General features: G+C 50.2%; 11 protein-coding genes. 9 read left to right on the top strand and 2 right to left on the bottom strand.

Going from position 1 to position 12,686, the window contains the following annotated elements; genetic code table 11:
- Positions 1 to 33 precede the first annotated feature (33 nt).
- The 7 genes from B9D94_RS18990 (at position 34) to B9D94_RS18960 (ending at position 6,989) form a co-directional block, all read left to right on the top strand.
- A complete protein-coding gene (locus B9D94_RS18990; RefSeq protein WP_063479059.1) occupies positions 34 to 1,017 on the top strand; it encodes a LacI family DNA-binding transcriptional regulator in 984 nt (327 codons plus the stop codon).
- Positions 1,017 to 1,895, top strand: coding sequence for a ribokinase (gene rbsK, locus B9D94_RS18985; protein ID WP_148247706.1), 879 nt, complete (start codon positions 1,017 to 1,019; stop codon positions 1,893 to 1,895). The genes B9D94_RS18990 and rbsK overlap by 1 nt, the downstream gene beginning before the upstream one ends.
- 2 nt (positions 1,896 to 1,897) lie before the next feature.
- A complete protein-coding gene (gene rbsD, locus B9D94_RS18980; protein ID WP_148247705.1) occupies positions 1,898 to 2,296 on the top strand; it encodes a D-ribose pyranase in 399 nt (132 codons plus the stop codon).
- A 17-nt stretch (positions 2,297 to 2,313) separates the two neighbouring features.
- Positions 2,314 to 3,795: a sugar ABC transporter ATP-binding protein gene (locus B9D94_RS18975; RefSeq protein ID WP_148247704.1), complete on the top strand. Its 1,482-nt coding sequence runs from the start codon at positions 2,314 to 2,316 to the stop codon at positions 3,793 to 3,795.
- A 1-nt stretch (position 3,796) separates the two neighbouring features.
- Positions 3,797 to 4,765, top strand: coding sequence for a ribose ABC transporter permease RbsC (gene rbsC, locus B9D94_RS18970; protein ID WP_006209282.1), 969 nt, complete (start codon positions 3,797 to 3,799; stop codon positions 4,763 to 4,765).
- A 15-nt stretch (positions 4,766 to 4,780) separates the two neighbouring features.
- A complete protein-coding gene (gene rbsB, locus B9D94_RS18965; RefSeq protein ID WP_148247703.1) occupies positions 4,781 to 5,698 on the top strand; it encodes a ribose ABC transporter substrate-binding protein RbsB in 918 nt (305 codons plus the stop codon).
- Between the two features lie 214 nt (positions 5,699 to 5,912).
- A complete protein-coding gene (locus B9D94_RS18960; RefSeq protein ID WP_036636656.1) occupies positions 5,913 to 6,989 on the top strand; it encodes a Gfo/Idh/MocA family protein in 1,077 nt (358 codons plus the stop codon).
- 134 nt (positions 6,990 to 7,123) lie between these two features.
- Here B9D94_RS18960 and B9D94_RS18955 read toward each other — a convergent pair whose 3' ends face one another.
- Entirely contained in the window at positions 7,124 to 8,746 is a 1,623-nt protein-coding gene (locus B9D94_RS18955) for a response regulator transcription factor (RefSeq protein WP_148247702.1), read from the bottom strand.
- Positions 8,743 to 10,482 (bottom strand): sensor histidine kinase, encoded by a 1,740-nt coding sequence (locus B9D94_RS18950; protein WP_148247701.1) that lies wholly within the window; start codon positions 10,480 to 10,482, stop codon positions 8,743 to 8,745. The genes B9D94_RS18955 and B9D94_RS18950 overlap by 4 nt, the downstream gene beginning before the upstream one ends.
- 316 nt (positions 10,483 to 10,798) lie before the next feature.
- Here B9D94_RS18950 and B9D94_RS18945 point away from each other — a divergent pair, with 316 nt between their 5' ends.
- Together B9D94_RS18945 and B9D94_RS18940 are read left to right on the top strand one after the other, a co-directional pair.
- Positions 10,799 to 11,728, top strand: a complete 930-nt coding sequence (locus tag B9D94_RS18945) for an ABC transporter permease (RefSeq protein ID WP_148247700.1) — start codon at positions 10,799 to 10,801, stop codon at positions 11,726 to 11,728.
- Positions 11,729 to 11,749: 21 nt separating this feature from the next.
- Entirely contained in the window at positions 11,750 to 12,670 is a 921-nt protein-coding gene (locus B9D94_RS18940; protein ID WP_006209287.1) for a carbohydrate ABC transporter permease, read from the top strand.
- The last annotated feature ends 16 nt before the right edge of the window (positions 12,671 to 12,686 follow it).

The raw sequence follows: 12,686 nt of genomic DNA, 5'->3' as shown, positions 1-12,686 counted from the left end.
TAACCGGTTACACACGGATGAGGTGATTTTAGGATGACAACGATAAAAGATGTGGCGAAGCAGGCAGGAGTATCTGTAGCGACAGTTTCGCGGGTTTTAAATGGAAACGGTTACGTGCACGAGGACACCAGGTCCAAGGTGGAACAGAGCATTCGAGAATTGAATTACACGCCGAATGAAGTGGCGCGTTCTTTATATAAAAGAAAATCCAAATTGATCGGCTTGCTTCTTCCGGACATCATGAACCCTTATTTTCCGCAGCTTGCCCGCGGGGTTGAGGATGAGATGCAGGAGAACGATTACCGGTTGATTTTTGGAAATAGCGATGAGAAGAAGCAGAAGGAAATGGAATACATCCAGACCTTCGTTCAGAACAATGTAGTTGGCGTCATTTCGTCAACGAATGATCCGGAGGCCGATATGTACACCGGTCTGAACATTCCCGTTGTTTTTCTGGACCGAACCTCGAACGATAGGCCTTCTGTATTCGCAGATGGCCGCGAGGGCGGCAGAATTGCCGCACAGGAGATGATGCTCCGGGGCAGTAAGGAAATTACGGTTATGCAAGGTCCGGCGGATGTGCGGCCGGCGCTGGAGCGTTTTGAAGGAGCCGTCGAGGTTCTGGAAGACCGGGGGGCAGCATATCAAGTGCTGAAGACGACATCCTTTTCCCTAACCGACGCAGAAGGGTTTGCTTATGAATTGTTTCGCCAATATCCGGATACTGATGGCGTGATTGCAAGTAACGACATTGTTGCATCAGCGGTGCTGAAGGAAGCGCATCGGCTGGAGAAAAGGGTGCCGGAAGACGTACAAATCATCGGATTTGATGATATTTTACTTAGCAGCCTGCTCGCTCCCTCGTTATCAACCATACATCAGCCCGCGTATGAAATGGGCAGGGCAGCGGCAAGATTACTTATTGAACTTATCGAAGGGCAGCATATTGAGAGAAGCAGCATTGAATTCCCGGTAGAATTTATGGAGCGGCAGACAACGAGAAAGGTGGAATCATAATGGCAAAAATCGTGGTGATTGGAAGCGCGTCGATGGATCTGGTGGTAACCGCCGCCAAGCGTCCCGGCGCGGGGGAAACGGTGCTTGGCGACAGCTTCAAGACGGTACCCGGAGGGAAGGGAGCCAATCAGGCTGTTGCTTGCGCAAGGCTTGGCGCAGAGGTGACGATGGTCGGCTGCGTGGGCGACGATTCCTTCGGTAAAACGATTTTGAACAATTTGCAATCGAATGGTGTTGTTACGGACTATGTGGAACCGGTTACAGGTATAGAGAGCGGAACCGCGCACATCATTTTGGCGGAGGGTGACAACAGCATTGTGGTTGTGAAAGCAGCCAACGACCGGATTACCCCGGCCTACGTAGATCAGGCAGCAGCTGTGATCAAGGCTTCGGATATCGTGCTGATTCAACAGGAAATTCCGGAAGAAACGGTGGTGCACGTCAGTGAAATATGCGCGAAATACCATGTGCCGTTGATGCTGAATCCGGCTCCTGCTCGCCCGGTACCGAGCCGCGTTATCGAACAGGCGGCTTATATTACGCCGAATGAACACGAGGCCGCCATCCTTTTTGGAGATGAGCCATTAAGCGACGTGCTGCGCCGATACCCGAACAAGCTGATCGTGACGGAAGGCAAGAACGGAGTGCGTTATTTTGACGGAAGCCAAGAGGTGGTTGTGCCGGGCTACCAGGTTGAAGCGGTGGACACAACGGGAGCGGGCGACACGTTTAACGGTGCCTTCGCCGTGGCTCTCGCAGAGGGCATGAGCATTACGGACAGCTTAAGATTTGCGAACCGTGCCGCATCTTTATCCGTTATGAGGTTCGGAGCACAAGGCGGGATGCCGACACGTGACGAAGTGGAAGGGAGCCTCTGATTATGAAGAAGAGCGGAATGCTGAACAGCCATATCGCAAAAGTGCTGGCTGATCTGGGGCACACCGACACCATCGTTGTTGGCGATGTTGGCCTTCCGATTCCTCCCGGAGTTCTCAAGATTGATCTGGCATTAAAGTTAGGCACGCCAAGCTTCATGGAAGTGGTGGAGGCGATTGCCGAAGATATGGTGATCGAGAAAATCGTCATTGCCGAAGAAATGAAGCTTGATAATAAGGAAACACTGCATGATATACAGGACCTTTTTCAAGGCAACCAGATCGAGGCTTGCCCGCACGAGTTGTTTAAAGAGAGGACTCGAACCGCGAAGGCGGTCATCCGTACGGGAGAAGCGAGACCCTACGCGAATTGCATTTTACAGGCTGGCGTTCATTTCGGTTAAAAAAAGGAGGAAGCACCATGAACATTGAGATGACGAATATTCATAAATCGTTTGGCACGAATCGGGTGCTTGCAGGCGTGGACTTTGATCTCCGGGAAGGAGAGGTCCATGCCCTGATGGGAGAGAATGGCGCAGGCAAATCGACGCTGATGAATATCTTGACCGGTCTTCACGGCAGGGATGAAGGCAAGATTGTCGTCGACGGTCAGGAGACCTATTTTGCCAACCCGAAGGAAGCGGAGGAGCGAGGTGTAGCCTTCATTCATCAGGAGCTTAACATTTGGCCGGAGATGACGGTGCTGGATAACTTGTTTATCGGCAAAGAGCTGACGTCGGGTATCGGATTCCTGAACATGAAACAAATGAAGGCGCTTGCGAAGGAACAGTTCCGCAAACTGGCGGTTACGATTCCGTTGACACAGGAGGCGGGATTGTGCTCCGTCGGCCAGCAGCAGATGATTGAGATTGCGAAAGCACTTATGACCCAAGCGAAAGTGATCATTATGGACGAACCGACGGCAGCGCTGACCGAAAGGGAAATCGAGAAGCTGTTTAACGTCATCCGCTCTTTGAAAAAGGAAGGCGTATCCATCGTCTACATTTCGCACCGAATGGAAGAGATCTTTACGATCTGCGACCGGATTACGGTCATGCGGGACGGTAAATCGGTGGACACCCAGGCGATACCGGACACGAGTTTTGATGAAGTTGTCAAGAAAATGGTCGGCCGGGAGCTGACCGAGCGTTATCCGGCGCGGCAGCCGTCTCCGGGAGAGACCGTTCTCGAAGTGAAGAATATTAGCGGAAAAGGCCGGTTCGAGAATGTAAGCTTCTCGGTTCGCGCTGGTGAAATCGTAGGTGTATCCGGTTTGATGGGAGCGGGACGTACCGAGATGATGAGAGCGATTTTTGGACTGGACCCGCTCGACAGCGGCGAGGTTTGGGTACGAGGCAAGAAGGTCTCCATCAGGAAGCCGGATGATGCCGTCAAACACGGCATTGGATTTATAACGGAGGACCGCAAGGATGAAGGATTGGTTCTGGATTTCTCGGTTCGCGAGAATATGGCACTGCCCAATTTGTTCAGCTTCTCTTCGAGAGGGTTCATCTCCGGGAAGAAGGAGCAGGATTTCGTGGATACGTTGACAAAGCGGCTGCAGATCAAGACACACAGCTCAGAAACGCAGGCACGCAATCTTTCGGGCGGTAATCAACAGAAGGTTGTTATCGCGAAGTGGATTGGCATCGGGCCGAGCGTACTCATCCTGGATGAGCCGACACGCGGCGTGGACGTCGGCGCGAAGCGAGAAATTTACCAGCTGATGAATGAGCTGACCGAGCGCGGCGTCGCGATTCTGATGGTCTCTTCGGAACTGCCGGAAGTGCTCGGGATGAGTGACCGGATACTCGTTGTCCATGAGGGCAGGATATCCGGTGAACTGGACCACGAGCAGGCAACGCAGGAACAAATCATGACTCTAGCTACAGGAGGACAGTAATATGACAACTATCAACGATGCCAAGGCGGAAAAAGGATTTAAGGTCTCAGGTTTGACGCAAAAGCTCGGTCCTCTGCTCGGACTAATCATTCTCATCGTCATTGTATCCGTCCTGAATCCAAGCTTCTTGGAACCGCTTAACATTCTGAACCTGCTGCGTCAGGTATCGATTAATGCATTGATTGCATTCGGCATGACGTTTGTTATTCTGACCGGGGGCATTGACCTGTCGGTCGGATCGATTCTGGCACTGTCCAGTGCGTTTGTTGCGAATATGATGCTGGCCGGGTTTGACCCGATTCTTGCGATCATTATCGGCGTTGCGCTCGGCGGGGTGATGGGGATGATCAATGGTCTCATGATCACCAAGGGCAAGATGGCACCGTTTATCGCCACCTTGGCCACGATGACCATATTCAGAGGACTTACACTTGTCTATACAAACGGCAACCCGATCACGGGCCTGGGTGACAGCCTGGCATTCCAGCTGTTTGGACGCGGATATCTGTTTGGCATTCCGGTGCCGGCCATTACCATGATCATTACCTTTGCCGTGTTGTGGGTCATCCTTCATAAAACGTCCTTTGGCCGCAAAACCTATGCCATTGGCGGTAACGAAAAAGCTTCGCTTGTATCCGGCATTAAAGTGCCGCGCGTGAAGATTATGATCTATTCCCTGGCAGGGATGCTGTCCGCCCTGGCCGGTGCGATTCTCACATCCCGTTTGAATTCCGCACAACCGACGGCGGGCACTTCCTATGAATTGGATGCAATTGCTGCCGTAGTTCTCGGCGGAACCAGTCTGACCGGCGGACGGGGCCGAATTGTCGGGACGCTGATCGGTGTGCTGATTATCGGCATACTGAATAACGGACTCAACCTGCTCGGCGTGAATTCCTTCTATCAGATGGTTGTCAAAGGCGTTGTCATAGCGATTGCCGTACTGCTCGACCGTAGAAAATCGGCTTAAGGGGGAGAATGAACGATGAAAAAAACAACTTTGCTGCTGGTATCACTTATGCTGATCTTCATAACCGGGTGTTCCCTGGAGCCGCCGGAATGGGCGAAGCCCAAAACCAGCGGGGATGTCAAAGATATCAAGATCGGTCTTTCCATCTCCACGCTGAACAATCCGTTCTTTGTATCCTTGAAGGATGGCGTTGTCGCTGAAGCGGCCAAACAAGGGATGCAGGTTGTTGTCGTTGATGCACAGAACGACTCGGCCAAGCAGAGCAATGACGTTGACGATCTGATTCAACAAGGTGTTCATGCATTACTAATTAATCCGACGGATTCCTCTGCGATTTCAACAGTAGTTCAAACCGCGAATAGCTTGGACATACCGGTTATTACGCTGGATCGTTCGGCGGATCAAGGCGAGGTCGCTGCGCTGGTTGCCTCCGATAATGTGAAGGGCAGCCAGATGGCAGCCGAATATATCGTGGAGCAGCTCGGCAAAGATACGAAGGTGATCGAGCTTGAAGGCGTACCGGGCGCTTCTGCGACCCGCGAGCGCGGAAAGGGATTCCATGATATCGCCGATGAGCAGCTGAGTGTGGTGGCGAAGCAGGCGGCGGATTTTGACCGGACGAAGGGGCTTACCGTAACGGAAAACCTGCTGCAGGGCAACCCGGACGCCAAAGCGATTTTTGCCCACAACGACGAGATGGCGCTTGGCGCGATTGAAGCCATTCAAAGTTCGGGCAAAGACATCATGGTCATCGGCTTTGACGGGAATGACGATGCCTTGAAATCCATCGAGGCCGGCAAGCTGACAGCAACAGTAGCGCAGCAGCCCGAGTTAATCGGCCAACTGGCTGTCGGCGCGGCCAGGGATGTGCTGCAGGGCAAAGAGGTCGAAGAGAATATTGCCGCACCGCTAAAATTAGTGGTTAAGGAATAATCTGGAGTTGTGAGAAGCGTTACCCTGGTGAAATGGGCAGGGTAACGCTTTTTGGCAAGAAGAGAAATAATATCATCCACAGCGAAGTAACTCACAGCCTTGAGATCGCCGCGGTAATACAATATCGTAAAAGAGAACCGTTATTTCACGGAATATATTATAATGACAATGATGCAAGAACAGCTGAGAGATGTTAAAAAGGAGCCGGATATCTATGACTATGGGGAAAACCAAACAAGCAATTGTAATTGTAGGCTATGGGGGAATGGGAAGTTACCATGCCAAGCTGATCAAGGACAATGAATATCTCGAGGTTACGGGAACCTATGATATTTTGGAAGATCGGCGGAAGGTGTCTTCTGAGGACGGATACCCTGCCTATGTCAGCTACGAGCAAGTGCTTCAGGATGCTGCAGTGGACGTAATTCTGATTGCAACGCCGAATGACGTGCACAAGGAACTTGCGCTTCAGGCCTTTACCGCCGGCAAACATGTCATCTGCGAGAAGCCGGTAACGCTTTCTGTAAGCGACTTTAAAGAGATGGTGTCCGCTGCCGATGCTGCCCGGCGGGTGCTGATGGTTCACCAGAACCGCCGCTGGGACGAGGATTTCTTGACGATTAAACAGATGTACAATGAGAAAACGATCGGCGATTTGTTCCGGATTGAATCGAGGGTGCACGGAGCGAACGGCATCCCGGGGGACTGGCGCCATCTTGAACAGTACGGCGGCGGCATGCTGCTGGACTGGGGCGTGCATCTGCTGGACCAGATCCTGTTTATGGTGGACAGCAAGATCGTCAGCCTGAGCAGCCGATTGAGTTTTATTCTGGGTGATGAGGTGGACGACGGCTTTGAATCGGTGCTGCAATTCGAGAACGGGGTCTCGGCTCTGATTGAAGTGGGAACAACAAATTTCATTACACTGCCCCGCTGGTATGTCAAAGGTACGGAAGGGACAGGCATTATTGAGGACTGGTCGTTAAACGGCAGAGTTGTTACCCGCAACCAGGATGCCGTAAAAGTAGAGCCGAAGCCGATTCAGGCCGGAGTGGGATTGACCAAAACGATGGCGCCTCCTTCCGAAGAAGCTACCATTACAGGAGCCCTGCCTGAGCCGTATCGTCAATCCAGCAGCTTTTTCGATAACTTTGCGGCCGTTATCCGGGGCGAGGCAGAACCCATCGTGAAGAACGAGGAAGTGCTGCGCGTCCTGAATCTGATCGAAGCGGTGTTCGAATCGGCCAGAACGGGCGATACCCTGAAGGATTTTGACATATACCCTGCGTAATTCGCACGGACGAGCATTCATTGAATATTGCAAAAAAAGTACCGCGGCCAAGCAGATTGTGCTTGAAGCCGGGGTGCTTTTTCTTTTTCCGTCACTGGGCTTACAAGCTGCCCTGATGGCTGTGCAAGCTATCGTTATTTTACATGATCCACTTGCACGCGCTGCCCGGCCAGCAGCTCCCTTCGATAGTCGCTCGGCGGCCAGCCCGTATCCTGCTTGAACAGCTTCGAGAAATAGGAATAGTTGGCATACCCCACCTTGGCCGCAATCTGATATACAGATAACGAGGTTGCCTCCAGCAGATGTTTGGCCGCCTTAATGCGGGCTTGAATGATATAGGTGCCCAAAGAGATCCCCGTCTCTTTTTTGAACAGGCGGGCTAAATAATCCGGGTTCAGATAGACAATCTCCGCCAGGCTCATTCGTGTCAGCTCGTCACCGTAATGGGATTGAATATAGTGCTTGATTTCCTCCACAACGGTTTGGGAATGGTCGGCAAAGGAATGGTATTCTGCTGCCGTGCTGACCAGATATTCCATATATTTCTCCATATCTTCAATCGAGTTCAGCGATTGCATGAATAATTGATCATTGGTTTTACCCGTATAGAGCTTGTGTGCCTGAATCTCTTTGTTCTTCAGATAGGCGTACACGAGCTGCACGATGTCCAGGCGGAACAAACGCAGCACGGAGGCGTTATAGACGCCATTCTTGGCCAGGTTCTGCAAGTAATTGCGGGTCTCTCCCAAAAAAGTTCCCGGGTTGTTCTGGTTCAGCAGCTCTTCCCAGTCTTGAAGAGGGGGAGGCGCATAAACGGCTTCCTGCAGCGGATACTGCTCCAGGAAAAAGATCTGATTCCGCTTTTTGATCATATCCTCGTTCATTTGGAGCAGGTCCCGTATGGACTTGTTGATCGCTTCCAGAGCCACCGAGGTCGATACGTTGCAGCAAGCATCGCTTCTGAGAAATTGATTGGCTTTTTCAATGAACGACAAGCAGATGCATTCGATTACCCGGGTATCGGGGGCCCGATTCCATTTCAGCATGACCACCCAATTGTAATCCTTATATTCCATAACCGTTTCGACGGAAATAAGAGGGTCCAGGAACAATTCGGACAACACGTTGAGGAACGCATAGTCAAACAGATCCTTGTCTTCCTTGCCCAGACTTTTGTCATACGGAAAGATGGTGATGAGCACGGGCAGAAACAGATCCGACAACTGGTAGGACAGGTTTTGTTCCGCGATATAACCTGCGATGGCCGCCCGGTCCGACGAAGCCTTCTTCTCCCGGATCAGCCTGCGCCAGAAATGGTCCTGCAGTTTCTTTTGATTTTTCTTCCAGAGTTGCCCATCCTGGATTGCTTCCTGATAACTTTGCTGTTCCTTGGCTTTGTAGGCCGCTTTAGAGATGATGAGGCTTAATTTATCGAATTCAATCGGCTTCAGGAAATAATCAAAACTTTGCAGCTCAATGGCTTTCTGGGCATAGTTGAAATCGGCGTAATTGGTCAGGAATATCGTTTGGATGCTGTACTGTTCCTCCCGTATCCAGGCGAGAAGCTCAAGCCCGCTCCCTTGCGGCATTTCGATATCACAGACAAGAATTTGAATGGAATGCTTCTGTAAAATGTCACGTGCTTGTGCAACACTGTAAGCAGTATGGACCTGCTCAATGGAGAGTGCACGCCAATCAATCTTCTTCTCCAGCGCAGCCACGACAAAATAATCGTCATCCACTAACAATACATTCATTGAATTTCCCTCCTTATATCCTGCATGGCCTGTGGAAGCGTCAAACTGACGCAGGCACCGCCGCCTGCCGGATTCGAAAACTCAACTTGAGCCCGATGGTGATAGAGCAGCTCCAGCCGCTGCATGGTATTCATGATCCCGATGTGTTTTCCTTCGCTTTGATCCAGTGGCTTGCCGTTAGCGAGCTTATCTAATACCTCCATAGGAAACCCGGGTCCCGTATCGGATATCTGGATGACTGTATAAAGCTTCTCTCCTTCTGTCACCAAGGCGACGGACAGCCGTATTTGCAGCTCCTGGTCTCTGGATACCGCGTATTTCACCGCGTTTTCGATGAAAGTCTGAAGCACCAAGGGAGGAATGGTTAGGCCGGCAAGATCATCCTTATACTCGATGCGGTAAGAAAAAGCATCCCGATAACGGTGCTTCTGGATCTCCAAATAGATTCGGACGTGCTCAATTTCGTCTTCCAGCCGTACGACATGATCCACGCTTTGAAAGATGTAACGGAAATACTTGGATGTGGACAGCGACATATATTCGATTTCCTTAAACATGTGCATTTGCGCCATACTGTAGATGTTTGTCAAGCAGTTCAGGAAAAAATGAGGGTTGATTTGCAGCTTCATATAATCCAGCTGAATTCTTTGCTTCTCGAGCTCCTGTTCGTAAATATCGATTTTAAACTTCTTGATCTGTTCGATCAGATGTTTGAACTGGGAATTCACCTGCTCAAGCTCTATAATTTCGCTGCTCATAAAATCCAGATTCTCGCTATCCTCGTGAATGCGCCTCACATTCTCCGAGAAATTCTGAATCGGCTTCAACACCTTTTTCTTGAAATACAGCATGACAACACTGAGCGTACACGTGAGCACCACGAACAGAAGCATAATGAGCAGCTGGGCTATCATAATGGTCTCGAATACGCCGAATTGGATGACCAGCTGCACGTTGAAGGAAGCATTCGAGAACCCTTCGGTAACCGTTGAGCGCGGCTTCGAGAAGCTAAGCAGGGAAGCCTTGGTGCCTTCGAGATTCAGACTATCGGCTTTACGGGCACCCGGGCTGGAGAGGGACCCACCTTGAAGATCCACCAGGGAGACAGAACCCTCCTCGCCCAGATTCAGCTGCTGCAGCGGCCGGATCAAATCATCCGCGGAGATGAGACAGATCAGATAGCGATTATGATAAGGCACGATGTTGATTACGTAGAACTTGTCTTGAACCTGAATCGGGTTCCAGTTCGAGTAGAAGGTTTCGTATACGTTTTTGGAATCGGTGAGTGTTACGATCTGCTCCTTTAAGTCCCGGAACTCTGCATACGACAGCGACATAGGCGCATAGTTCTGGAAGAAATCCTGATCCTTTAGATAGAAGAAAAAGTTGTATTCTTGGCCATAGTTTTTCTGAAGCTCGTTAAAGCGCTTATGCATTCGTTCGTTTGACTTAATATAATCTACATAGTCGGTGCCCGGGGTGTCCATCATCTTGACGCTTTCATCATTCGCGAGTGTCCACCCCATATAGTGGTTGATGTACGAGAAGTCATGATTGATCTGCCTTATATACAGATTCGCTGTATCCTGAAGATACCTTGTGGATTGCTGCTTCACGATGAAGATGGACGCGAAACTGATCACCAGATCCACTACAAGGGCAAAAATCGAGATGAAGAGCATGATTTTGACGTAGTGACGGATGGGATAAGGCTTATTATTCAGTGCTTTAACCATAGGGATGTTCGGGGTTCCTTTCCAATCGCCTTTTTATGAAAGCGTTTTATTGATGATAACGATATTATATAGGGATTAGGCAAAAAAAACAGGAGCGAACGCAGTCGCTTTTACCATAAAGTCCGAATAATACATCGTAAAGTCCGGATCATAGCATGTTCCTCCCTGAAATTTAGAGCTTCCCTGGCTGTCGAAAGGGGCAAAGGTCCGAATAGAGCATCATGAGGTCCAAATAACGATTCTGGGCGGAAGTATACTTGAGTTGCTTACACGACATACCGGGTTCACGACAACAAGAGGAGAAAGGGGAATCGATTTGAAAGCAGGCCAACTGAATAGCTCAACACACCCGACACTCAGGCGGATAAGAAAAAATTGGGGCCTGTATCTATTGCTGCTGCCTGCGGTTGTACTGGTCTTGTTATTTTCTTACGTTCCGATGTACGGCATACTGATCGCATTTAAGGATTACAGCCCGGCTGTTGGGATTATGGATAGCCCGTGGGCAGGACTGAAATACTTTGAGAAGTTTTTCAATTCCTATCAATTCTCAACCACTATTACCAATACGCTGGTCATCAGTTTGTACAGTGTCGCAACGTTTCCGATTCCGATCATGCTCGCCCTGATGGTCAATCAAATGCGGCAGAATAGGTTCAAGCGGTTCTTCCAGACCGTAACCTATATGCCGCATTTTATATCCACGGTTGTCATGGTGGGACTCATGCTGATTCTATTCTCGCCAGGTTCGGGACTGATCGGGAATATCTTCCGTCTCTTCGGTGCGGAGGCTCCGAATTTGATGGGCTCTGCCAGCTTGTTCAGCAGTGTGTATGTATGGTCGGATGTGTGGCAGCATACGGGCTGGGACAGCATCATCTATATCGCGGCGCTTTCCGCGGTGAGTCCGAGCTTGTACGAGGCGGCAACGATGGACGGGGCAAGCCGGTGGCAGAAAATCCGGTTTATTGATATTCCGATGCTGATGCCAACCGTGGTCACTTTGCTTATTTTGCGGATTGGCAGTTTGCTGGGCGTAGGTTTTGAAAAAGTATATCTGATGCAAAACAGCCTCAATATTACCTCAAGCGAGGTCATATCCACCTATGTATACAAAATCGGGATGCTGAGCAGCCAGTACAGCTTCTCCTCGGCGATCAATCTGTTTAATACAGTCATTAATTTTGCGCTGCTTATTCTGGTCAACCAGATTTCGAAAAAATACAGCGAGAACAGTCTGTGGTAACAAAAAGAGAGGAAGGGTTCTATGGGCTTAGTGGAAGTTAGAGAGAAAAGGGCGCCGCGGCAGAAAAATACTCGATCTTCCGACAAAGCGCTGGAAATCGGCCTGTATGTGTTCGCGGTCCTGATGCTGATCGTGCTGATCTACCCGCTTTACTTCATAATCATTGCATCATTCAGCGAGCCGGCAGCGGTTGCCAATGGACAGGTGTGGCTTGTTCCCAAGGATTTTACGCTGGCAGGCTATCAGGAATTGCTGAAGCACTCTAATATATGGATTGGGTACCGAAATACGATACTGTATACGATTGTGGGTACGGCCATCGGACTCGTGGTTAACATTTCCGCAGCGTATGCCCTGTCACGGAAAGACCTTGCGGGCCGCAAGTATTTTTCGCTGCTCTTTATATTTACGATGTTTTTTAACGGCGGTCTGATTCCTACCTTTATGACGATCCGGGATTTTCATCTCTACGATACGTTCCTTGTCATGGTGCTGCCGTTCTCGGTTGCCGCGTTTAACATCATTGTGGCCCGGACTTTTTTTCAGAGCAGCATTCCGGAGGATTTATGGGAAGCGGCTCAGCTTGACGGCTGCGGAAACCTCAGGTATTTCATGACGATTGTAATCCCGCTATCCAAAGCGGTCATCTCGGTCATTGCATTGTGGACGGCCGTGGGTCACTGGAATTCCTATTTCAATGCTTTGATTTATTTAAAAGATACCAGCCTGTATCCGCTGCAGCTGATTCTGCGTAACATTCTGGTCACCAACCAGATGCAGTCTGCCATGGGTACTGGAGAGGCCGCGGCCATTGCGCTGCGTCTGGCTAACATTATGCGTTACGCGGTGATTATCGTGGCAACGGTGCCGATCATGTGCATCTACCCGTTTGTGCAGAAGTATTTCAATCAGGGGGTGATGATCGGAGCCGTGAAGTCGTAAAACCGGATGGATCCAA

Origin of the sequence: Paenibacillus sp. Cedars (genome assembly GCF_003184205.1) — a bacterium.
In the GTDB taxonomy this organism is placed as follows: domain Bacteria; phylum Bacillota; class Bacilli; order Paenibacillales; family Paenibacillaceae; genus Paenibacillus_AQ; species Paenibacillus_AQ glucanolyticus.
Note: the sequence above shows the minus strand (reverse complement) of the source record. Positions and strands in the feature narration are given on the sequence as shown.